The sequence below is a fragment of the Streptomyces sp. NPDC020299 genome (assembly GCF_044387825.1).
Lineage (GTDB): Bacteria > Actinomycetota > Actinomycetes > Streptomycetales > Streptomycetaceae > Streptomyces.
Genome location: NZ_JBIRWL010000004.1, coordinates 405,624 through 426,458, shown reverse-complemented (window position 1 = coordinate 426,458; position 20,835 = coordinate 405,624). Strand labels below are relative to the sequence as shown.

Annotated in this window: 21 protein-coding genes and 1 pseudogene; 12 read left to right on the top strand and 10 right to left on the bottom strand. The window is 71.3% G+C overall.

The genetic code is table 11. The features are described from left to right. Positions 1–73: 73 nt before the first annotated feature. Genes ACH45E_RS13320 through ACH45E_RS13310 form a run of 3 tightly spaced genes read left to right on the top strand, consistent with a single transcriptional unit; the run spans position 74 to position 3,600 of the window. Entirely contained in the window at positions 74–1,471 is a 1,398-nt protein-coding gene (locus tag ACH45E_RS13320; RefSeq protein WP_361437800.1) for a multidrug effflux MFS transporter, read from the top strand. Beyond that, positions 1,468–2,598: a serine hydrolase domain-containing protein gene (locus tag ACH45E_RS13315; RefSeq protein WP_361438216.1), complete on the top strand. Its 1,131-nt coding sequence runs from the start codon at positions 1,468–1,470 to the stop codon at positions 2,596–2,598. Before ACH45E_RS13320 ends, ACH45E_RS13315 begins: the two co-directional genes overlap by 4 nt. Positions 2,599–2,610: 12 nt before the next feature. After that, positions 2,611–3,600 (top strand): small ribosomal subunit Rsm22 family protein, encoded by a 990-nt coding sequence (locus ACH45E_RS13310; RefSeq protein WP_361437798.1) that lies wholly within the window; start codon positions 2,611–2,613, stop codon positions 3,598–3,600. A 15-nt stretch (positions 3,601–3,615) separates the two neighbouring features. On the opposite strand, the gene ACH45E_RS13305 is transcribed toward ACH45E_RS13310, so the two are convergent. Continuing rightward, a complete protein-coding gene (locus tag ACH45E_RS13305) occupies positions 3,616–3,768 on the bottom strand; it encodes a DUF6243 family protein (RefSeq protein WP_399040689.1) in 153 nt (50 codons plus the stop codon). 143 nt (positions 3,769–3,911) lie between these two features. Between ACH45E_RS13305 and ACH45E_RS13300 the strand changes: the two genes are divergently transcribed. Together ACH45E_RS13300 and ACH45E_RS13295 are read left to right on the top strand one after the other, a co-directional pair. After that, a complete protein-coding gene (locus ACH45E_RS13300; protein WP_361437794.1) occupies positions 3,912–4,556 on the top strand; it encodes a TetR/AcrR family transcriptional regulator in 645 nt (214 codons plus the stop codon). Positions 4,557–4,678: 122 nt separating this feature from the next. Next, on the top strand, positions 4,679–5,413 hold the full coding sequence (locus ACH45E_RS13295; RefSeq protein WP_361437792.1) for a bifunctional DNA primase/polymerase: 735 nt from the start codon (positions 4,679–4,681) through the stop codon (positions 5,411–5,413). A 58-nt stretch (positions 5,414–5,471) separates the two neighbouring features. Here ACH45E_RS13295 and ACH45E_RS13290 read toward each other — a convergent pair whose 3' ends face one another. The 4 genes from ACH45E_RS13290 to efeO are packed head-to-tail and all read right to left on the bottom strand — an operon-like array spanning position 5,472 to position 9,709. After that, positions 5,472–6,464, bottom strand: coding sequence for a hypothetical protein (locus tag ACH45E_RS13290; RefSeq protein WP_361437790.1), 993 nt, complete (start codon positions 6,462–6,464; stop codon positions 5,472–5,474). Then, positions 6,424–7,296 carry an iron uptake transporter permease EfeU gene (efeU, locus tag ACH45E_RS13285; RefSeq protein ID WP_361437788.1) on the bottom strand — a complete coding sequence of 291 codons (873 nt, stop codon included), beginning with the start codon at positions 7,294–7,296 and terminating at the stop codon, positions 6,424–6,426. The genes ACH45E_RS13290 and efeU overlap by 41 nt, the downstream gene beginning before the upstream one ends. 3 nt (positions 7,297–7,299) lie before the next feature. Then, positions 7,300–8,562 carry an iron uptake transporter deferrochelatase/peroxidase subunit gene (gene efeB / locus ACH45E_RS13280; RefSeq protein WP_361437786.1) on the bottom strand — a complete coding sequence of 421 codons (1,263 nt, stop codon included), beginning with the start codon at positions 8,560–8,562 and terminating at the stop codon, positions 7,300–7,302. A 13-nt stretch (positions 8,563–8,575) separates the two neighbouring features. After that, the gene (gene efeO, locus ACH45E_RS13275; RefSeq protein ID WP_361437784.1) at positions 8,576–9,709 is read right to left on the bottom strand and encodes an iron uptake system protein EfeO; all 1,134 of its coding nucleotides are present in this window, start codon (positions 9,707–9,709) and stop codon (positions 8,576–8,578) included. A 201-nt stretch (positions 9,710–9,910) separates the two neighbouring features. Here efeO and ACH45E_RS13270 point away from each other — a divergent pair, with 201 nt between their 5' ends. From ACH45E_RS13270 to ACH45E_RS13260, 3 genes are all read left to right on the top strand, one after another. After that, positions 9,911–10,654 carry a hypothetical protein gene (locus ACH45E_RS13270; RefSeq protein ID WP_361437782.1) on the top strand — a complete coding sequence of 248 codons (744 nt, stop codon included), beginning with the start codon at positions 9,911–9,913 and terminating at the stop codon, positions 10,652–10,654. After that, the gene (locus ACH45E_RS13265; protein ID WP_361437780.1) at positions 10,647–11,336 is read left to right on the top strand and encodes a PhzF family phenazine biosynthesis protein; all 690 of its coding nucleotides are present in this window, start codon (positions 10,647–10,649) and stop codon (positions 11,334–11,336) included. Before ACH45E_RS13270 ends, ACH45E_RS13265 begins: the two co-directional genes overlap by 8 nt. A gap of 304 nt (positions 11,337–11,640) precedes the next feature. After that, a complete protein-coding gene (locus ACH45E_RS13260) occupies positions 11,641–15,699 on the top strand; it encodes a GDSL-type esterase/lipase family protein (RefSeq protein ID WP_361437778.1) in 4,059 nt (1,352 codons plus the stop codon). Positions 15,700–15,750: 51 nt separating this feature from the next. Here the strand turns inward: ACH45E_RS13260 and ACH45E_RS13255 are convergent, their stop codons facing one another. Beyond that, complete coding sequence (locus ACH45E_RS13255) at positions 15,751–15,909, bottom strand: hypothetical protein (RefSeq protein ID WP_361437776.1); 159 nt, start codon at positions 15,907–15,909, stop codon at positions 15,751–15,753. Positions 15,910–15,980: 71 nt separating this feature from the next. Further along, a complete protein-coding gene (gene map / locus ACH45E_RS13250; protein WP_361437774.1) occupies positions 15,981–16,838 on the bottom strand; it encodes a type I methionyl aminopeptidase in 858 nt (285 codons plus the stop codon). A gap of 58 nt (positions 16,839–16,896) precedes the next feature. Here map and ACH45E_RS13245 point away from each other — a divergent pair, with 58 nt between their 5' ends. Then, entirely contained in the window at positions 16,897–17,130 is a 234-nt protein-coding gene (locus tag ACH45E_RS13245) for a hypothetical protein (protein ID WP_361437772.1), read from the top strand. Positions 17,131–17,249: 119 nt separating this feature from the next. Here the strand turns inward: ACH45E_RS13245 and ACH45E_RS13240 are convergent. After that, positions 17,250–17,387 (bottom strand): annotated as a pseudogene (locus ACH45E_RS13240) (MFS transporter); the annotation flags it as partial. A 56-nt stretch (positions 17,388–17,443) separates the two neighbouring features. After that, entirely contained in the window at positions 17,444–18,040 is a 597-nt protein-coding gene (locus ACH45E_RS13235; protein WP_361437770.1) for a hypothetical protein, read from the bottom strand. A 172-nt stretch (positions 18,041–18,212) separates the two neighbouring features. On the opposite strand from ACH45E_RS13235, the gene npdG reads away from it, so the two are divergent. Next, positions 18,213–18,938: an NADPH-dependent F420 reductase gene (gene npdG, locus ACH45E_RS13230; protein ID WP_361437768.1), complete on the top strand. Its 726-nt coding sequence runs from the start codon at positions 18,213–18,215 to the stop codon at positions 18,936–18,938. Positions 18,939–18,994: 56 nt separating this feature from the next. Next, positions 18,995–19,162 (top strand): hypothetical protein, encoded by a 168-nt coding sequence (locus ACH45E_RS13225; protein WP_361437766.1) that lies wholly within the window; start codon positions 18,995–18,997, stop codon positions 19,160–19,162. Between the two features lie 172 nt (positions 19,163–19,334). Here ACH45E_RS13225 and ACH45E_RS13220 read toward each other — a convergent pair whose 3' ends face one another. Then, positions 19,335–20,105 (bottom strand): site-2 protease family protein, encoded by a 771-nt coding sequence (locus tag ACH45E_RS13220; protein WP_361437764.1) that lies wholly within the window; start codon positions 20,103–20,105, stop codon positions 19,335–19,337. A 124-nt stretch (positions 20,106–20,229) separates the two neighbouring features. On the opposite strand from ACH45E_RS13220, the gene ACH45E_RS13215 reads away from it, so the two are divergent. Next, positions 20,230–20,691, top strand: a complete 462-nt coding sequence (locus tag ACH45E_RS13215) for a DUF6578 domain-containing protein (protein WP_361437762.1) — start codon at positions 20,230–20,232, stop codon at positions 20,689–20,691. Positions 20,692–20,835: the final 144 nt, after the last annotated feature.

Here is a 20,835-nt window from a genome sequence, read left to right as displayed (position 1 = left end):
CCCGGCACTGTGTACGACCGGCGTGTACGAGCTGAGAGCATAGGTGCCGGTCGGGTCTGAGAGGGAGGGGCACATGGGCGAGCACGCGTCGGCGTCGGCACCGGAGCGGAAGCAGGGGGCCGCACCGAGGGAGCCGTCTCTCCCGGGGACCGCGACGCGGGGGCCGGCCGTCCCGGGGACCGCAGCGCGGCAGCCGTCCCTCCCGGCCGTGCGCCGCACCGGACTTCTGCTCGTCCTCCTCCTCGGCGGCCTCACCGCGACACCCCCGCTGGCGATGGACATGTACCTCCCGTCCCTCCCCGCGGTCACCCGCTCCCTGCACGCCCCCGCGGCGACCGTCCAGCTCACCCTCACCGCCTGCCTGGCCGGGATGGCGCTCGGGCAGCTGGTGGTCGGCCCGATGAGCGACCGGTGGGGCCGCAGACGCCCGCTGCTCGCCGGCCTCGCCGTGTACGTCGTGGCGACCGCCCTGTGCGCCGTCGCGCCCACCGTGGAGACCCTGGTCGCCTTCCGGCTGGCGCAGGGCCTCGCGGGCGCGGCCGGGATCGTCATCGCCCGTGCGGTCGTCCGGGACCTGTACGACGGCATCGCCATGGCCCGTTTCTTCTCCACCCTCATGCTGGTCTCGGGGGTCGCGCCCATCGTCGCGCCGCTGATCGGCGGTCAGATCCTGCGGGTGACGGACTGGCGGGGCGTGTTCGTGGTCCTGACGGTGGTCGGGGCCCTGCTGGCCTGCGTCGTCTGGCTCAGGCTGCCCGAGACCCTGCCGCCCGCCGAACGCCACGGCGGCGGCGTCGGCGAGGCGCTGCGCGCGATGCGCGGTCTGCTCGCCGACCTGCCCTTCACCGGCTACATGCTCGCGGGCGGCTTCGCCTTCGCCGCGCTGTTCGCCTACATCAGTGCCTCGCCCTTCGTGATCCAGGAGATCTACGGCGCCTCCCCGCAGACCTTCAGCCTGCTGTTCGGCCTGAACTCCGTCGGCCTGGTGATCGCCGGGCAGATCAACGGCAAGGTGCTGGTCGGCCGGGTCCGCCTGGACAAGGTGCTCGCCGTCGGCCTGACCGTCGTCGTCCTCGCCGCCACCGCGCTGCTGCTGATGTCCGCCGGCGCCTTCGGGGACGTCGGCCTCGCCCCCGTCGCCGCCGCCCTCTTCGTACTGATGTCCGCGATGGGCATCACCCTGCCCAACACCCAGTCCCTCGCCCTGCTGCGCACCCGGCACGCGGCCGGCTCCGCCTCCGCGCTGCTCGGTACCTCCTCCTTCCTCGTCGGAGCCATCGCCTCGCCGCTCGTCGGCGTCGCCGGGGAGCACAGCGCCGTGCCCATGGCCGTCGTCCAGTTGGCGGGATCGGTGGTCGCGCTGGGCTGCTTCGTGGGAATGTGCCGTCCCTGGAACGCGGGTACGCGTACGGGGACGGAGGATGGGGGTCCCCCGGGTCGAGCGAAGTCGAGAGCGGGGGAGGAGAGCTGAGCGCGCCAAGACTGCGCGTCGACACCCCGGAACGGGCCGGGCTCGACCGCACCGAACTCGGCCGGCTGGTCCGCGGGGTCCGCGGCCTCACCACCGGGGAGCGGCCCTGGGCGGCGGGCGCCGTCGTGGTGGCCGGGCGCGGGCCGGTGATCGCCGGGCGGGAGGCGGCGGGCTGGGCGGTGCGGTACGGCTCCTACGACCCTCAGACCGACGCGGGCGTCGAACTGCCGCCGGCCGCCCGGGTGCCGATGACCGTCGACACCCCCTTCGACCTGGCCTCGCTCACCAAGCTGTTCACCTCGGTCGCCGCCGTTCAGCAGATCGAGCGGGGCACCCTCGGCATGGACGCCCGGGTGGGCGCGTACCTCCCGGAGTTCCGGGGCGCCGCCGAGCACGGCGTCACCGTACGGCAGCTGCTCACCCACACCTCCGGGCTGCGCCCCGAACTGCCGCTGTACGACTGCGCCGACGACACCGAGCGGCTGGCGATGCTGCGGGCCGAGGAGCCGAGCGGTGAACCGGGCACGTTCCGGTACTCGGACCTGAACATGCTGCTGCTCCAGTTCGTGCTGGAGCGCGTCACCGGCCGCACCCTCGACGCCCTGGTGCGCGAGGGGATCACCCGGCCGCTGGGGATGACCGCGACCGGCTTCGGGCCCTGCCCGGGCGCCGCGGCCACCGAGGACCAGCGGCGGCCGTGGGCCAAGGCGGACCGGGGGATGCTCCGGGGCGTGGTCCACGACGAGAACGCCTGGGCGCTGGGCGGGGTGGCCGGCCACGCGGGCCTGTTCGGCACGGCCCCGGACCTCGCGGTCTTCTGCCGCACCCTCCTCGCGGGCGGCCAGTACGGTCCCGCGCGCATCCTCGGCCCCGACTTCGTGGAACTGCTGCTGACCCCGCCCGGCCTCGGCTTCGCCGTGGACCAGCCGTGGTTCATGGGCGAGCTGGCGGGCAGGGGAGCGGCGGGCCACACGGGCTTCACGGGGACGTCCCTGGTACTGGACCCGGCCACGGACACGTTCCTGGTACTCCTTGCCAACACCGTGCATCCCCGCCGGCGGCCACCGGACAGCGGGCCCAGGGCGGCGGCGGCCACCCGTCTGGCGAGGGCGGTCCGGGGCGCCTGAGAGAATCGGGGGGTGAACGCCCCCGCCTCCGCAGCCGACACCCTCCGCGCGACCCTCACCGGACTGCTCGACGGGCTACCACCCTCACAGGCCGCCGGGGCCGTGGAGCGGCTGATCGCCAGCTACCGGGGGGACACCCCGACCCACGCGCCGATCCTCCGGGACCGCGCGGACGTCGCCGCGTACGCCGCCTACCGGATGCCCGCCACCTTCGAGGCGGTCCGCTCGGCGCTGGCGGCGTTCGCGGACGCCGTGCCCGGGTGGGTGCCGGGCAGCCATGCCGATGTCGGCGGCGGGACCGGCGCGGCGACCTGGGCGGTCAGCGCCACCTGGGACGGGACGCGGCCGGTGACCGTACTGGACTGGGCCGAGCCCGCGCTCGCCCTCGGCAAGGAGATCGCCGCCGCCCACCCGGCGCTCCGGGACGCCCGCTGGCAGCGCGCCCGGATCGGCACGGCCCTCGCCCTCGACCCGGTCGACCTCGTCACCGTCTCCTACGTCCTCAACGAACTGACCGAGGCCGACCGCGCGGCCCTCGTCGACACCGCCGCCCGGGCCGCCGGGGCCGTCGTGATCGTCGAGGCCGGCACCCCCGCCGGCTACGCCCGCGTCATCGAGGCCCGCGACCGCCTCGTCGAGGCCGGCTTCCACGTCGCCGCGCCCTGCCCGCACAGCGCCGCCTGCCCCATCGCCCCCGGCACCGACTGGTGCCACTTCTCGGCGCGGGTCAGCCGCTCCTCCCTGCACCGCCAGGTCAAGGGCGGCTCCCTGGCGTACGAGGACGAGAAGTTCAGCTACGTCGCCGCCACCCGCCTGCCCGTCACCCCCGCGCCCTCCCGGGTCGTCCGGCGCCCGCAGATCCGCAAGGGCCAGGTCCTCCTCGACCTGTGCGAGACGGACGAGCGACTGCGCCGGACGACGGTCACCAAACGCCACGGCGACCTGTACAAGGCGGCCCGGGACGCGAGCTGGGGCGATCCCTGGCCCCCCGCGGAGGACTGACCCCCGCGCCCGGCGTCACCGCCGGGTGTCCCGTCCTTCCTGGAGCCTGCGCAACAGCTCCCGTTTCTGGGCCTGGCGGTCGGAGCCTCCGCCCACGCGGCCGTCCTGGCCGCCGCCCCGCAGCGCCTCGCGGCCGAGGTTCCGGCGGGTGCCGCCGACGCCCAGCATGTTTCCGCTTCCACCTCGCGACATCAGGGTCTCCCTCCGCATACGGTCGATTCGATCGAGAATTCGAGACGGTACGTCTCGTCTCTTGCATGAGTCAGTCTCGGCGAGACGATCCGTCTTGTCAACCTGATAGGTTCGAACCCATGGCCGCCCAGAAGCCCACCCCGCCCGCCCAGCCCGCCCCCGACACCACCCGCCGCAGCGAGAAGTCCCGCCGCGCCATCTACGCCGCCGCCCTCGAACTCGTCGCGGAGGCCGGCTACCCGAAGACCACGATCGAGGGAATCGCCGCCCGCGCCGGCGTCGGCAAGCAGACCATCTACCGGTGGTGGTCCTCGAAGGCGGAGGTCCTGCTGGAGGCCTTCCTGGACCTCAGCGAACAGGCGGCGCGGGACGCGGGGGCCTCGGAGCGGGAGCCCTACGCCATCCCGGACACCGGTGACATCGCCGCCGACATCAAGGCCGTACTGCGGGCGACCGTCGACCAGTTGACGGACCCCCGGTTCGAGGCGCCCTCCCGGGCCCTGGCCGCCGAGGGCGTGGTCAACGAACAGGCCGGCCGCGCATTCACGGCCAAGCTCCTGGAACCGTCCCTCCAGTTGTACGTCGACCGTCTGCGCGCCGCCCAGGACGCCGGCCAGGTCCGCCCCGGGATCGACCCGCGTATCGCCCTCGAGTTCTTCGTCTCCCCTCTCGCCCAGCGCTGGCTCCAGTACACGGGCCCGATCACCTACGAGTACACCGACACCCTCGTCGACTACGCGCTGTACGGCCTCGCCCCGCGCTGAGCCGGGGCCGTTGCGGTATGTCTTGTCTCACTCACCCCGGATGTCGGCTACGGCCCCCCGGAGCGTGGGACGGTGGGACCATAGGGCATGCTGACCGCACGAGAGGCGAGGCGAGGCGATAGATGAGCGCGGAGTACGACGGCCGGTCCGGCCGGCAGGGCAAGATCTCCCAGTGGCTGCGCGGACGCCGCCCGAAGCAGGCCGCCGACGACGGCGGCCGTGAGGCCCTGCTGCTGGCCGCCGCCGGAGCGGGACTGCCGCTCGCGCCCGCCGCGCACCCCGCACCCGGCTACCGCTGCTCCTGCGACCGCGTCGGCTGCCCCACCCCAGCCCGGCACCCGGTGTCGTTCGCCTGGCAGACGCAGTCCACCACCGACCGCGCCCAGATCGAGCGCTGGGCCCGGCACCAGCCGCAAGCCAACTTCGTCACCGCCACCGGCATGGTGCACGACGTCCTCGACGTGCCCCTGGAGGCCGGCCGGGAGGCGCTTCAGAGGCTGCTCGGCTCCGGTGTCGAGGTCGGCCCGGTCGCCGAGAGCGACGACGGCCGCATGCTGTTCTTCACCCTCACCCGGGGGACACCCGAGGACGAGGACGAGTGGTGGCCCTGCGAGCTGGACTGCCACCCCGAGACCATGGACGAGCACCCGGGCCTGCGCTGGCACTGCCGGGGCTCGTACGTGCTGGTCCCGCCGGCCCGGCTGCCGGGCGACGAGAAGGCCGTGCGCTGGGTACGGGGCCCGGAGCATCCGCTGCCGGACCCACTGAGCCTGCTGGAGACCCTCACCGACGCCTGCGCCCGCCACGCCGGTGCGGAACCCGGCCACACACCGGCGGCCTGGCCCCTGCGGCACTGAAGCCCCGGCCGGGCGGGCCCGGATGTACCGAGGATCTCTAGGCCTGTTGCAACAGGCTCTAGCCGCCCTCGGCCCCCGTCAGTCCCTGGATCCGGCCCAGTACCGACACCTTGCCGCCCGCCTTCGGGTCCAGGGCGACCTCGTTGGACATGAGCTCCAGCGTCAGCGACTGCTTGATCTCGCCCTTCGTCAGGGCTTTCACGTCGTCGCCCGGGGTGGGCACGGAGGTGCCCGCGGCGGCGGTCTGCTTCTCGTAGTGGTGCGTGGTGAAGAACACCAGCGCCCCGCCGTCCGCGGTGCGCAGCGCCAGCGGCGCGTAGTCGCCGCTCGTCAGCGGTTCGTCGATGAACTGCCTGACCAGCCCCGGCTTCTTGGCCTCCTTCGCGCGGTCCTTGCGCCACCCGCTGGTGTGCGCGCCGTCCGCGAAGACGCTCCCGCCGCTCTGCAGATACGTCGCGTACTGCCGGCTGAGCTGCTGCGGCTCGACGGCCAGGGAGGCGGAGGCCGCGGGGACGGCCTCGCCCCAGCCGTCCTTGTCCTTCTTGAACTCGGGCACGTTGCCGGGGGCCACCAGCGTCACATACGCAGCCTGCCACGGCTCGGCGAGATCGTGCCGGGTGAAGACGAACAGCCAGCGCGCGGCACCGCCCTTGTTGGCGGCGGCGTCCACCACGAACCAGCGCGGCCAGCCCGCCTTCTTGACGATGGTGTACTTCGCGTCCGACAGCTTCAGCGGGGTGTGCCCCGTGTTGCCGCCGGGGCTGTTCACATGCCCGGCCTGCAGCCGGGCCCCGTCGATGTCCCCGAAGGCGCCGGTGACGTGATCCGCGTCCAGCGAACGGTCGTACGCCTTGTCGGCTTTGTTGTACGCGTCCGTGAACTGCTGCAACGCTTTCGCGGCCTCGGCGCGGGTGGTCGCCGGGAGCACCTCGCGCTCCCCGTGCACCACCACGCATCCGCTCGCCGTCAGCGACAAAGCGGTCAGCGAGGTGGCTATGAGTGCGTTCCGGTCACGCCTGCGGAGCCTGCGAGGGCTGCGATCCCTGGTCATCCGGTGCGGTCACCTTCCCCTTCCCGGAGGCGAACCCTACCGGGGAGAGGAACAGCGCGAGCGTCGGGATCAGGTACAGCAGCCACACCGTGACCTGGATCACGGTGGGGTCGGGCTGGAAGTTCAACACGCCCTTCAGCAGCGTGCCGTACCAGCTGTCCGGCGGGATCGTGCCGCTGATGTCGAAGGCCAGGTTCGTCAGTCCCGGGACGATGTCGGCCTCCTGCAGATCGTGGAAGCCGTACGCCAGCACGCCGGCCGCGACCACGACCAGCATCCCGCCGGTCCAGGTGAAGAACTTGGCGAGGTTGATCTTCAGGGCGCCGCGGTAGAACAGCCAGCCGAGGAGGACCGCCGTCGCCAGGCCCAGCGCCACGCCGACCAGCGGGCGCGGAGTGCCGTCGGACGCCGCGTGCACCGACGCCCACACGAACAGGGCGGTCTCCAGGCCCTCCCGGCCCACGGCCAGGAACGCCGTCGCGACCAGCGCGCCCGTGCCCATCGCCAGGGCCGCGTCCAGCTTGCCGTGCAGCTCCGACTTCAGATGGCGGGCGGTGCGCCGCATCCAGAACACCATCCACGTCACCAGGCCCACCGCGACGATCGACAGCGAACCGCCGAGCGCCTCCTGCGCCTTGAACGTCAGCTCCTGGGAGCCGAATTCGAGGACGCAGCCGAAGCCCATCGCGATGGCGACGGCGATGCCGATGCCGATCCAGATCGGCTTCAGGGCGTCCCTGCGGCCGGTCTTGACCAGGTAGGCGATCAGGATGCAGACGACGAGGCTGGCTTCCAGGCCCTCGCGCAGACCGATCAGGTAGTTGGAGAACACGGGTTACGCCTCCTTCGAGAACAGCGTCCGCCCCCACCAGTCGCCGGAGTCCCGGACGCCCGGCGGGACGGCGAAGACCGCCGAACCCACGTGCTGGATGTACTCGTTGAGCGCGTCCTTCGCCGACAGCCGACGCTGCAGCGGGATGAACCCCTTGCGCACGTCACGCTGGTAGGCCAGGAAGAACAGGCCCGCGTCCAGGCGGCCGAGGCCGTCGGTGCCGTCGGTGAAGGAGTAGCCCCGGCGCAGGATGGTGATCCCGTCGTTGGAGTCGGGGTGCGCCAGGCGGACGTGTGCGTCCGGCTTCATCGCCTTCAGGAACGGCTTGTCGTGCTCCTTGGCCTTGCCGACCGGGGCGCCCTCGCCCTTGTCGCGGCCGAAGACGTCTTCCTGCTCCTGGAGCGAGGTGCGGTCCCAGGTCTCGATGTTCATCCGGATCCGCCGGGCGACGAGATACGACCCCCCGGTCATCCAGGCCGAGCCGGCGTCGCCGTCCCCGCCCTCCCCTACCCACACGAACTTCTTCAGCCGGTCCGTCTCCGTACCGGCGATGTTGCGGGTGCCGTCCTTGAACCCCATGAGGTTGCGGGGCGTCTGGGCGTCCGGCGTGGTCGAGGAGGTCTTGCCGAAGCCGAGCTGCGACCAGCGGATGGCGACCTTCCCGAAGCCGATCCGGGCCAGGTTGCGGATCGCGTGCACGGCGACCTGCGGGTCGTCCGCGCAGGCCTGGACGCACAGGTCGCCGCCGGTGCGGGACTTGTCGAGGTTGTCACCCGGGAAGGCGGGCAGGTCGACCAGCGCGGCCGGCCGCTTGTCCGCCAGCCCGAACTTCTCGAAGAAGGACGGCCCGAACCCGATCGTCAGCGTCAGCCGCGAGGGCTTCAGCCCCAGCGCCTCACCCGTGTCGTCCGGCGGAGCCTCGGCGAGCCCGCCGTGCGCGCCCTCGCCCACCGCCTTCCCGGCCGTCATCCGGTGCGCGGCGGCCGTCCAGTCCTTCAGCATCTGTATGAACTCGGCGCGGTCGTCGGTCTTCACGTCGAACGCGGCGAAGTGCAGCCGGTCCTGCACCGGCGTCGCGATGCCCGCCTGGTGGGCGCCGTGGAACTCCACCGCAGCGCCCGCCTCGGCCGCGGTCGGTTCCACGTCGTCGCCGGTCTTCGCCATCGCCACCGCACCGCCGGCCGCGGCGGCCCCGAGCGCGAGGCCGGCACCGCCCCAGCCGATCAGGGAGCGGCGGGAGGGGCTGGTTCCCTGGTTGTCCGTCATCGTCCTCGTCCCCCTACTTCACAACAGCCGCGGCGAGCTTGGACAGCGGCTCCGCGAGGGCGTTGACCGCGTCCGACAGTTCCTTCTGCTGGTCGTCGGTGACCTTGTCGTAGGAGACGAAGTCGTACGAGTTCTTGTCCGACCGGTACTTGTCGAGCAGCGTGTTCAGCGAGGTGAACTGCTTGTCCAGCTCCTTGGCGAGCGCCGGGTCGTTCTTCTGCGCGACCGGCTTGAGCAGCTCGTACGACTTCTGCGCGCCCTCGACGTTGCCCTTGAAGTCGACCAGGTCGGTGTGCGAGTAGCGCTCCTCCTCGCCGGTGACCTTGCCGGTGGCGACCTCGTCGAGCAGCTCCTTGGCACCGTTGGCCATGGAGGTCGGGCTGATCTCGGCCTTGCCGACCCGCTTCTGCCAGTCCTTCAGGTCGGTCACCAGCTGGTCGGCGAGGGTCTTCTCCGCGGCGCCGATCTTCTTGTCCTGCCAGAGCGCCTTCTCCAGGCGGTGCCAGCCGGTCCACTTCTGGCCGTCCTCCAGGCCGTCCGCCCGGACGTCGACCTTGGGGTCGATGTCGCCGAAGGACTCGGCGACCGGCTCGGTGCGCTCCCAGCCGAGGCGGGAGGGGGCGTAGGCCTTCTTGGCGGCTTCGAGGTCGCCGTCCTTGACCGCCTTCACGAAGGTCTCGGCGAGCGGCAGCGTCTCGTCGGCCTGGTCCTGGGCGTAGTCGCGGTAGTCGGCGACCGCCTTGTCCAGCTGCGGGTTCCGCTTGGCGGTGGAGCCGCCGGTGACGGTGAGCTTCTGCCGGACGCCGTGGCCCTTCATGCCCGGGCGGCAGGCGATCTCGTACGAACCGGCCTTCACCTCGGCGGTCAGCGTGTACTTGGTGCCGGGGCCGACGTTCTCCTTCTCGGAGATGATCCGGCCGTCCGGGAGGACGATCTCGACCTCGGTGGCCTTGCTGCCCTTGTTCTCGATCCGCAGCGTGACCTGGCCGGCCGGAACGGACTTGGCGGAGGTGTCGCACGTGGAGTCGGCGGCGGTCACCTGGATGGCGTCGGCACCCTTTGCGTCGCTCTTCGCCGTGCAGGCCGAGAGGGCGGTCAGAGCGGCCGCGGTCGCGGCGGCGGTGACGGTGAGTCGGACGGCTCGCATGCAGGCTCCAGGGCTCCAAGCGGAATGGTGTGGTGAGGCTGGCCTAACTTACCTGAGGCTTACCTCAGTCATACCCACCCGGCCCCCGATTCAGCTCCCACAGAAAGATCACAGACACGGCTTGATATCGACGGCGAAAAGTCGACCCCAAGGGACGGTAAAGGAGAGGTCAAGTGATCGCGTGTCCCGGACACTGGCCGCATGAAGAGGGCGCGCAGGGAGGACTCCACGTACGGGCCACTGGTCCTGGACGTCCGCGAGCGACCGGGCCCCGCGCCGTTGCGCTTCGAAGCGGCGGACGGCGGCCGGATGCTCCTGAGGCAGAGCGGACGGCCGGTGTTCCTGGGGCGGGTGGACGGCCCGAACGAGGGCGTCTTCCTCCGTCACCTCGACGGTTACCGCTCGCCGCTGCCGCCCGTCCGCTCGGCGCTGATGCGGTCGGACGTCAACTGGCCCCACCAGTACGCCCGGTGGCTGGAGGGGGCACCGGACGGCCCGCTGCACGACGCGCGCTGGCAGCTGGCCGAACGGCAGGTCTTCCCTCCGTACGTGTGGACCGGCGACTTCATGCGCGCATGGCCGGACTGCTACCTCGACTGGTGTGCGGGCGGCTGGGAGGGCGTCGTACCGCTGCGGCCGCTCTCCCCGCCGGACGCGCCCCGGGTGAAGGCCCAGCGGAAGCACGCGCGCGAGGGAACCCTGGCACCCGTCCTCCTGTGGTGGGTCACGGCACTGGCCGGCTGGCTGCTGCTGGACGGCCACGACCGGGCGGTGGCGGCACTGGCCGAGGGGGCGGACCCGGGGTGCGTGGTCCAGGGGCTCCATGACACTCTCGCGGGCCTGCCGTACGAGCGTGCCCGCACGCGCTCCTGGCCGCTCCCTGGCGGCGCCCCCGCCTGGGACGCCCTGGCCGCCGCCGTGATGTTTCAATGCCCTGGTGACTGACTACGACGTGCTGCGCGTCTTCTGCGCGGCCAACGGCGGATACGGCAACGAGCTCGGCGTCGTCCGCAACGGCTCACGGGTCCCCGACCCGGACGACCGGCAGGCGTTCGCCGCGAAGCTCGGCTTCAGCGAGACGGTGTTCGTGGACGACCCGGAGCGCGGGGTCATCGACATCTACACGCCCACCCTCCGCCTGCCGTTCGCCGGTCACCCCTGCGTCGGCGTGGGCTGGCTGCTGGACGTACCCGAACTGGTCACCCCGGCCGGAGTCGTCGGCGTCCGCCTGGACGGCGAGTTCAGCTGGATCGAGGCCCGCGCCGAGTGGGCGCCGCCGAGCACCCTGCGCCAGTACGCCACCGCCGCCGAGGTCGACGCGCTGCCCGTGCCGTCACCCGGCATGGGGGCACCTCCCACGCCTTTCGGGCAGTGGGGGAGGATCTACGCCTGGGCGTGGGAGGACGAGGCCGCCGGCCGGATCCGCGCCCGCGCCTTCCCCGGCCGGGACGACGGCATCGACGAGGACGAGGCGACCGGCGCGGCGGCCCTGCTGCTCACGGAGCGACTGGGCCGCGCCCTCAACATCACCCAGGGCTCCGGCTCCCAGCTCCTCACGGCCCCGCAGCCGCACGGCTGGGTGGAGGTCGGCGGACGCGTGATCCTGGAGCGCCAGCCCGAGCGTTGACGCTTGGGTGCCCGGCAACAGGCCTGTGAGCACGCGGAGTTGGCCGCGATGCAAGGAATCGCAAAAACGATCGATCATTGCTGGGGCGCAGTGCTAGCGTCCGGGCGACCCGCGATCTTCTCACAGACTTCTCAGAATCCGGCCGTCACGGGGGCGGCCTCGCGGGCCCGGCAACTCTGCTGTCCGGATGGAAAAGTCCCGCGTTTCCCGCCCTCCTTGCAGGCCCCTCCGCCTGGGATGGGTGGGCAGAGCCGTGCCGTGACAGGCACGGGAACCCACTCAACGAGATACGGAGAACACCCTTTTGAGACCCAGAAGCCGGACGTCCATACCCCTGGCCGCTGTGGCGGCCTGTGCCGCACTGGCCGGCGGGCTGTTACAGGCGGTGCCCGCCGTCGCGGCGCCGACGTCGACTCCCGGCAGCAGTCAGGCCGCACCGCCGGCACCCTCCAGCCGTGTCGCCGATCCAGGCGGCAAACTGGGCAAGGGCTGGAACACCTCCCGGGACCGGGCGGTCACCGCGGCCGCGGACGCCGACGGCCTGCATGTCCTGGTCGCCGACAGCGCGAAGGCGTACGAGTGGAAGACCGCCGCCGTGCTGGCCGAGCCGGGCATGCCCGCGGACTCGTGGATCGGTAACCAGTGCGTCATCGACCACGCGCACGCCGCCGTCGTCTACGCGCCGCGGGCGTTCACCAACAAGCCTGACCTGATGCAGGGCGGCGCGTTCGCCGCGATCGTCGACCTGGACACCGGGCAGGTCACCAAGCTGCCGTTCACGGTGTCGCTGGCCTACTTCGACCCGACCTGCAACCCGGACACCCGTACCGCCGCGTTCACCGCCTACCGGGACATGAACGACCCGGAGCGCACCAAGACGCGTGTGATGACGGTCAACACGGCAGGGAAGACAACCGGCGCGACGGTGGTGAGCGGCGAGGTCACCAGCGCCGTGCCGGTACAGGACGGCACGGTCGCCGCACGCGGTCGCCACCTGGTCCGCATCGACCGCTCGGGCACGGTGAAGAACCTGACCACCGCGGACACCGTACCGTTCGACATCCGCCCGGCCGCACACGGGCGGATCGCCTTCGTCGACCGCAGCAACGACACCACCGCGCACGCGAAGGTGGTCGCCGGACACGGCCGGCCGTCCCTGATCGCCTCGGGCAAGCTCGGCGACCTGGACCTCGCCCAGGGGGTGGCGGGCCGGGTGTTCCTGACAGGCCACCCCGCCGGCACCCCGCGCACACAGGGCACCGGCGTGGTCCGCCTCAACGCCCCCTCACAGGCGGACATCTCCACGCTGGGGCGTCTTGCCGTCCAGCCGGTGCTCACCCCCGGTGTCCACGCGGGCCTGCAGCGGATCAAGAGCGCGGGCAAGGGCTTCACCAGGGCCGTACCGTCCGAGGAGCGGTCGGCGCAGGCCCCGGCGACCGTGGCGTCGGCCGCCGTGACCACGGTGACCTCCACCGCCACCACGACCGGTGAGAAGATCACCCAGTCCGTCCAGAGCGCGCTTCGGACGACGAACGCGACGCCGGGCGCGCGGTCCGCTGCGGGGAAGTCCACCTTCTCGCCGGCGCTCACCGCCGCGGGCCGGGGCGGTGGGCACAAGCACCTGGCGCGGACCGCGATCGCGGTGTCGAACGACCCCCGGGACACCGACCGCTGGTGCGGGGTCTCCCGCAACGACCTGAACGCACAGGCGCTGCAGCCGACCCCGAACCAGGTCGAGTGGGCCGCGGACATGGCGGTACGCGACAAGCTGCACGCGGATGTCATCCGGCAGGGCGGTTACCGCAGTCAGACCACCTTGAGCACCATCGACCCGCAGGGCCTGTTCCCGTTGCCGGCGTTGAAGGGCGGTGACGGCAAGGGGCGCATCCCGGTCAACGTCCTGCTGGGGATCATGGCTCAGGAGTCGAACCTGTGGGAGGCCGAGAGCGGTTCGATCCCCGGCCAGATGGGCAACCCGCTGGCTGCCGTGGACGGCTACTACGGTCACAAGCAAGTGGACGGTGACCCGGATTCCAGCTGGCGGATCCACTGGGACAAGTCCGACTGCGGCTACGGCGTCGGGCAGGTCACCGACGGCATGCGCCTGGCCGGGCACGAGAAGCCGGGGGAGACGAGCCTGTCGCCGTCCCTGCAGAGGGCCGTGGCGGTCGACTACGCGACCAACATCGCCGCCTCCATGAAGATCCTCGCCGACAAGTGGAACGAGGTCCACACGGCCGGCCAGACGATCACCGTCAACAACGACGACCCGTCCATGGTGGAGAACTGGTTCACCGCCGCCTGGAACTACAACCTCGGCTTCAACCCGCCCTCCCAGGCGTCGCAGCACAACGGGCACTGGGGACTGGGCTGGTACAACAACCCGGCCAACCCGCTCTACGCGAAGAGCTGGGGACACCCGTTCATGGACACCTCCGCGGACGGCACGGACGCCAACCACGACGCAGCACACCCCCAGGACTGGCCGTACGAGGAGAAGGTGATGGGCTGGGCCGCCTTCTCCATCGACACCGGCTTCTCCTACAGCACCTCCGGCCGTCAGGACTGGCCCGGTGAATCCGGGTTCTCCTCCGCCGGCTTCAGGCCCGCCTGGTGGACCACCCCCGAGCTGCGCAGCAAGGTCTCACCGCCGCTGAGCACCTTCTGCAACGGCAACAACAACTGCGACCCGAACTCGCCACCGGACTGCCCGGACGAAGCGTGCTACGCGAAGTACTGGTGGAACCAGCCCCACGCCACCTGGAAGACCGACTGCCCCAACGACTGCGGGCACGAGAACATCAAGTACCAGACGGTGATCTCGGAGCCGGGACGTGGCACCCGCCTTCAGCATGGTGCACCGGACTGCTCGGCAGCACCCGCCGGCGCGAGTGTCGTCGCCTCCGTCGCCCAAGGGACCGAGTCCTGGAGCGACTGCAGTCCCAGTCAGGTGTCCTCCGCCGGCAGCTTCCAGTTCACGTTCTACCCGGACCAGACCGCGACCGGTCCCGGCCTCGGCCCCTATCAGGCGAAGGCAGATCTGCACCAGGTCGGCGGCGGCTACGGCGGGCACTACTGGTACACCCACACCCGCGACAAGGACCATCTCGGCGGCGACAGCGGGTTGATGACCATCAAGGGCACCTGGACGCTGAATCAGACTCTGAACGGCTGGGCCCGTGTTCTCGTCCACCTGCCCGACACCGGCGCCCAGACTCAACAGGCCCATTACGTGATCAAGGGCGTGGCGGGCGGCGACCGGCAGCGCTACATCAACACCCGCTACGGCAAGAACACGTGGGTTGCTCTCGGCGTTTACCACTTCACCGGGACTCCCAAGGTGGAGCTGTCCAACGACACCGGTGACGGGACCGCCGACGACGACATCGCCTGGGGAGCCGTGGCGTTCGCCCCGCTTTCCGCGAAGCCGAAGGACTTCGTCGTCGCGATGGGGGACTCGTTCTCGTCCGGCGAGGGAGCCGGCAACTTCGCCACGGAGACGGACCGGGACTATGGGAAGCCCACCTGGAACGCCTGCCACCGCAGTGCCAACGCCTGGAGCCGCAAGGCCGTTCTGCCGGGGCGTTCGTCCTCCGTCGGAGCCCTGGCCGATGCGAACGATCCCACCCTGGACTATCAGTTCGTCGCCTGTTCCGGCGCGTACACCGACAACGTCCTGGGCAAGGACCTGGGAGGCGCGCGCGACAGCCGGACCGCGCCATGGGGATGGGGCTGGGACGGAGAGTTCCGCGAGGTTCCCCAGATCGGCTCCGGTGTACTGAGCGCAGACACCACTCTCGTCACGCTTTCCATCGGCGGTAACGATGCGCGCTTCTCGCCACTCGCGGCCGCCTGCGCGACCACGGACTGCTCCGACAGCGGCTACACCTACAAGGGCGATCCCAAACCTCTGGCCGATTACGAGCCGGAGTTCATAGCCGACGTCGTCGGCCCCGCGGTCACCGACACGCTCGACCAGATCCGGCAACAGGCCCCGAACGCGAAGATCGTGCTGATGGGGTACCCGCGACTGTTCAGCCCCACGGCCTGCGCCGTCGAGTACAACGATCGTGAAGTCGCCATGTTCAACAGCTGGGCCGACGCCCTGGCCAAGGCGATGAAGCAGGCTGTCGCGGACACAGGGGACGGCAACGCCGTTTTCGCCAACCCCGAGTACAAGTTCAACGGCCATGCCTTCTGCGACGGAGACCACTACATCAACCCGGTCCAGTTCAGCCCGAACGGGCCGGGGGACTTCCAGGAGAAGACCATGCCCAGTCGCGGCTCGGTACATCCCAATGACCTCGGCACCACCGCGTACGCCGGGGTACTGCAGGACGCGCTGAACGGCATACTGCACTGACAGGGCGAGGGGGTGCCGCCGCGAAGGGCGGCGCCCCCTCGCTGTCGCGGTTCAGACCGCGAACCAGCCGCCTCCGAAGATCTCCTGCAGAAAGAAGGAGACCCCCGCCCAGACTCCCGCGAAGACGATCAGAACGATCAGTGCGACAAGGGCGAACTGGCCGCCGACGGTACTCGGGAACCGCTTCGCTCTCAGGAATCGATCTCTCATACCCGCACTCTCCCGCACCGCGTGACCTGTGTCCGCCTCGACCGCTCGACCTCGACCGCTCGACGCGGAGCCTAAGGCAGCGTCAGGATCTCCGCGCCCGTCCGCGTCACCACCAGCGTGTGCTCGAACTGGGCGGTCCGCTTGCGGTCCTTGGTGACCACGGTCCAGCCGTCGTCCCACATGTCGTACTCGTGCGTGCCCAGGGTCAGCATCGGCTCGATCGTGAAGGTCATCCCCGGCTGCATGACCGTCGTGGCCTGCGGGCTGTCGTAGTGCGGGATGATCAGCCCGGAGTGGAACGACGAGTTGATGCCGTGCCCGGTGAAGTCCCGGACCACGCCGTATCCGAAGCGCTTGGCGTAGGACTCGATGACCCGGCCGATGATGTTGATCTGCCGGCCGGGCTTCACGGCCTTGATCGCGCGGTTGAGGGACTCCCGGGTCCGCTCGACCAGCAGCCGTGACTCCTCGTCGACGTCACCCACCAGGTAGGTGGCGTTGTTGTCGCCGTGTACCCCGCCGATGTACGCCGTCACGTCCAGGTTGACGATGTCGCCGTCCCTGAGCACCGTCGAGTCCGGGATGCCGTGGCAGATGATTTCGTTGACGCTGGTGCACAGCGACTTGGGGAAGCCGCGGTAGCCGAGCGTCGAAGGGTAGGCGCCGTAGTCGCACATGTACTCGTGGGCGACCTTGTCCAGCTGGTCCGTGGTGACGCCCGGCGCGATGAGCTTGGCGGCCTCCTCCATGGCCTGCGCGGCGATACGCCCGGCGCGCCGCATCGCCTCGATGGTCTCGGGCGTCTGCACCTCCGGCCCGGTGTACGGCGTCGGCGCGGGCTTGCCGACATACTCGGGGCGGCGGATGTTGCCGGGGACCGAACGGGTGGGGGACAGCTCCCCTGGGACGAGCAGCGACTGGCCAGACATGCCAGCGAGTCTAACCAGCGGGTGTGGGGGAACATGTCGGTGGCGAGAGGAGCTGGTCATGGCCCTGTTCAAGAAGCGGACCGTCGGGAAGCCCGGCGAGTGGTACTACTGCCTGCAGCACAAGAAGGTCGAGGAGGGCCCGGAGTGCCCGGCCAAGGACCGCTTCGGCCCGTACGCCACCCGCGCGGAGGCCGAACACGCGATGGAGAGCGCCCGCGAACGCAACCTCGAGTGGGAGAACGACCCACGCTGGCACGACGCGCCGGCCGGCGGGAAGACGGACGAGGACTGAACGAGGACTGACAGGACCCGCACCGGGCGCGTGGACTGATCAGTTCCGCATCGGTGCGGGTACCCCGGCGGCCCGCCGCTCGCGCATCCGCGCCGCGTGCTCGTTCGTCCGGGCGTTCTGCCGAAGTCGCTGATCAGCCCCGATATCCAGAGCTTGCGGAAGTCGGCGGAGGCCCGCCAGGGGGCGAGGTCCGGGAGGAGGGCGCGGATCCCCGCGGGGCCTTTGCCGGTGGGGGGTGCGTCGGAGGCGCCGGTCACGAGGGGTCATCGTCGGACGGGGCAAGCGACGCGGCAACCGCTTTTCGCCGGGAGTGTCACCAGGGTGCGGGCGGGGGTGCGGTCAGGGCCTCCGCCAGTCTCGACAGACGGTCCCGGAAGCGGCGCCGGGCCCTCGGGGAGCCGGCGTTCTCCCCGGCCGCCGCGCTCACCAGGTGCTGGACGCTGTCCAGGTCCAGCTCGGCGCCTTCCGGTACGGCCAGGGTCTCGTGGGCCATGGATTCCAGCTCGCCCCCGCCGGCGCCGAGGGCCAGCACGGTCACTCCGGCCCGCCGGGCGTCATGCACCCGTTCGAGCAGGGGGGCGGGCTCGGCCGGGGCCACGACGAGCAGGGTCTCGCCCCGCCGGGCCGCCTCGAGCCGGCCGGGGCCGACGGCCAGGTGCGCCGGGTCCGAGGGGCGCGCGTCGTGCCGTACGAGGGTCGGGGCCAGCTCGGGCGTGCCCGACCAGGCGGCCTCGTCCACCAGGTGCGCCGCCAGATGCCAGGGCTCGTACCGAGGGGTGCCCACCAGCAGCAGCCCGCCGCCGTGCGTCACCACGGACCCGCGCAGTACGCCCGCGAACCGCCGGGTGGCGCCCAGCCACTCGGTTCCGGCGAGCACTTCCCGCAGCAGCGCGACCCGTACGGCGTCCATACGACCGCATGGTGCCGCAAACGGACACTCTTGACGTGGAGTTCACCCCGGATTCGCTCAATTCGGGGACAGCGTCCGCCCACCGCGGGCCCGCGCGCGCCCGAGGAGCCGCCCGTGCCCGCGGCGGGGCTCGGCTGAGCCGATGGGGTGGCGGCGGACGTAGAGTCGGCGCATGACCTCTAGCGACAGCGCACAGCAGCCCGCGAAGGCCCCCGAGAAGGCCCCCGCCAAGGACCCCTGGGACCTCCCCGACGTCTCCGGACTCGTCGTCGGCGTGCTCGGCGGCACCGGACCGCAGGGCAAGGGCCTCGCCTACCGGCTCGCCCGGGCCGGCCAGAAGGTGATCATCGGCTCGCGGGCCGCCGAGCGCGCGCAGGCCGCCGCCGAGGAGCTCGGGCACGGCGTCGAGGGCGCCGACAACGCCGAGACCGCGCGGCGCAGCGACATCGTGATCGTCGCGGTGCCCTGGGAGGGGCACGGCAAGACCCTGGAGTCCCTGCGCGAGGAACTGGCCGGGAAGCTGGTCGTGGACTGCGTCAACCCGCTCGGCTTCGACAAGAAGGGTGCCTACGCGCTGAAGCCGGAGGAGGGCAGCGCCGCCGAGCAGGCCGCCGCGCTGCTGCCGGACTCCCGGGTGGCCGCCGCCTTCCACCACCTCTCGGCGGTCCTCCTCCAGGACCCGGAGATCGAGGAGATCGACACCGATGTGATGGTGCTGGGCGAGGAGCGGGCCGACGTGGAGACCGTCCAGGCGCTGGCCGGGCGCATCCCCGGTATGCGCGGGATCTTCGCCGGGCGGCTGCGCAACGCCCACCAGGTGGAGTCCCTGGTCGCGAACCTGATCTCCGTCAACCGCCGGTACAAGGCGCATGCGGGGCTCCGCATCACGGACGTCTGACCGGATGGGGGACACTGGTCGCCGAAGCAGTGTCCCCCGACAGGAGCCTGAACGAAATGCCCCGCCTCGCCCTCTACGCCCTCGTCGTGTGTCTCCTCGCCGTGGCCGCGGCCGTCGTCTCCTTCGTCCAGGGCAGCTGGCTGGTGGGGGTCGTCTGGGTGCTGCTCGCCGGTCTGTCGTCCAACATGACCTGGTACTACCTGCGGCGGGGCCGGGCCGGCTAGGGCCTGTCTGACAATTCCCGTCGTCCGCCCGAAGGGCGGGCCCCGCGGCGTCTGGTGCGTGCGATCGCAAGGCGCCGGAGCGCCCTCGTGGCGGAGCCACGTGGGTGGTTCGGCAACGCGGCGAGCGTGCGTGCCAGGCGTCGCGGGGCAGGCGGGAATTGTCAGACAGGCCCTAGTCCCAGAAGCGGTAGAGGCTCCAGCCGTACGAGGCGTCGAAGTCGCTCACGCCGAGCCCTCGCAGGATCGCGTCGACCAGGTCGAAGAATACGTGGTTGACCGACGGCAGCCACAGCAGCGCGAACACGAACAGCAGCCCGAACGGCGCGAACGGCTCCACCTGCCGCTTGACGCCGTCCGACAGCCAGGGCTCGATCACGCCGTAGCCGTCCAGGCCGGGGACCGGCAGGAAGTTCAGGACCGCGGCCGTCACCTGGAGCAGCCCGAGGAAGGCGAGGGCGAAGCGGAACTCGAGGGGCACCCCGTCCAGTGCGTCCAGCCAGAACGGGGCCGTGCACACCGCCGCGAACAGCACGTTCGTCAGCGGGCCGGCCGCCGATATCAGGCTGTGCCGCCAGCGGCCCCGGATCCGGCCGCGCTCGATGAACACCGCGCCGCCCGGGAGCCCGATCCCGCCCATCATCACGAACACCACCGGCAGCACGATGCTGAGCAGGGCGTGCGTGTACTTCAGCGGGTTCAGCGTCAGGTAGCCCTTCTCGCCGACCGAGATGTCACCGCTGTGCAGGGCCGTGCGCGCGTGCGCGTACTCGTGCAGGCACAGGGAGACGATCCAGGCGGCCGTGACGAACAGGAACACGGCGACGCCCGGCTGGTCGGCGAACCCCGTCCAGGTGGCCCATCCCGTGACCGCGGTGACGGCCAGGATCCCGAGGAACACGGGACTGATCCGCCGCTCGCTGTGGCGGGTGGTGGCGGTGGTCATACGGTGGACTCCTGTGGGTCGGGGCCGGCTGGGCCGGGAACGGGGCGGTCGGCGAGCCCGACCGTACCGGGCGTAAGGGGAAAACGTCTCGCGGACGGGTGCCGGTTCCTAGGAAGGTGGGGGAATGGTTCTGAGGCGAGCGTTGTACGAGAGCTGGCAGATGGAGTGCTGCGGCAGGACGTTCTCGGTCGGGGACGAGGTGACGTGGCCGTTGATGCCCATGGAATCCGACGACATGCGGACATGGGGCTGGGACGAGAAGGAGTACGAGGGGCTGCTGCGGGTCGAGCAGCACAGCGACGGGTGGCCCAGGGCCACGGGCCGCGTCCGCGCCATCCACCTCGTCCACCAGGAGTACAAGGAGACCGCCCCGGGCTCGCGCACCTTCACACCGGTGCCCGGCCGGAGGACCCTCGAACCGGTCGGCAGCTGCCCGAAGTGGTTCACCCGCAGCGGCGAACCCGCCGCGGGCCCGGGCCCCCGGCGCAGGCGGAACACGGACGGCGTCCTCGTCACCCTCGACGTGGCCGACCCCCCGGAAGCCGCCCGCGGGACGGGGCGCCGCCGACAGCCGTCCGGTATCTAGACAGCCGTCCGGTATCCAGACGGGCCATCCGGTATCCAGCGGTATGCCCGCCGCCCCGAACGCCCCGCGCGCCGGACGGGACGCCCCGCCGCGTGAACTCCGTGACCGGTGATGAGTCCAGCAGGGAGAATGGGGCCCGTGCGC

Excerpts from the sequence above, each read along its gene's own strand:
- ACH45E_RS13320 (WP_361437800.1), top strand. The coding sequence starts at position 74 with ATGGGCGAGCACGCGTCGGCGTCGGCACCGGAGCGGAAGCAGGGGGCC.
- ACH45E_RS13305 (WP_399040689.1), bottom strand. The coding sequence starts at position 3,768 with ATGCTGGGCGTCGGCGGCACCCGCCGGAACCTCGGCCGCGAGGCGCTG.
- ACH45E_RS13300 (WP_361437794.1), top strand. The coding sequence starts at position 3,912 with ATGGCCGCCCAGAAGCCCACCCCGCCCGCCCAGCCCGCCCCCGACACC.
- ACH45E_RS13295 (WP_361437792.1), top strand. The coding sequence starts at position 4,679 with ATGAGCGCGGAGTACGACGGCCGGTCCGGCCGGCAGGGCAAGATCTCC.
- ACH45E_RS13290 (WP_361437790.1), bottom strand. The coding sequence starts at position 6,464 with ATGACCAGGGATCGCAGCCCTCGCAGGCTCCGCAGGCGTGACCGGAAC.
- efeB (WP_361437786.1), bottom strand. The coding sequence starts at position 8,562 with ATGACGGACAACCAGGGAACCAGCCCCTCCCGCCGCTCCCTGATCGGC.
- efeO (WP_361437784.1), bottom strand. The coding sequence starts at position 9,709 with ATGCGAGCCGTCCGACTCACCGTCACCGCCGCCGCGACCGCGGCCGCT.
- ACH45E_RS13270 (WP_361437782.1), top strand. The coding sequence starts at position 9,911 with ATGAAGAGGGCGCGCAGGGAGGACTCCACGTACGGGCCACTGGTCCTG.
- ACH45E_RS13255 (WP_361437776.1), bottom strand. The coding sequence starts at position 15,909 with ATGAGAGATCGATTCCTGAGAGCGAAGCGGTTCCCGAGTACCGTCGGC.
- map (WP_361437774.1), bottom strand. The coding sequence starts at position 16,838 with ATGTCTGGCCAGTCGCTGCTCGTCCCAGGGGAGCTGTCCCCCACCCGT.
- ACH45E_RS13245 (WP_361437772.1), top strand. The coding sequence starts at position 16,897 with ATGGCCCTGTTCAAGAAGCGGACCGTCGGGAAGCCCGGCGAGTGGTAC.
- ACH45E_RS13235 (WP_361437770.1), bottom strand. The coding sequence starts at position 18,040 with ATGGACGCCGTACGGGTCGCGCTGCTGCGGGAAGTGCTCGCCGGAACC.
- npdG (WP_361437768.1), top strand. The coding sequence starts at position 18,213 with ATGACCTCTAGCGACAGCGCACAGCAGCCCGCGAAGGCCCCCGAGAAG.
- ACH45E_RS13225 (WP_361437766.1), top strand. The coding sequence starts at position 18,995 with ATGCCCCGCCTCGCCCTCTACGCCCTCGTCGTGTGTCTCCTCGCCGTG.
- ACH45E_RS13220 (WP_361437764.1), bottom strand. The coding sequence starts at position 20,105 with ATGACCACCGCCACCACCCGCCACAGCGAGCGGCGGATCAGTCCCGTG.
- ACH45E_RS13215 (WP_361437762.1), top strand. The coding sequence starts at position 20,230 with ATGGTTCTGAGGCGAGCGTTGTACGAGAGCTGGCAGATGGAGTGCTGC.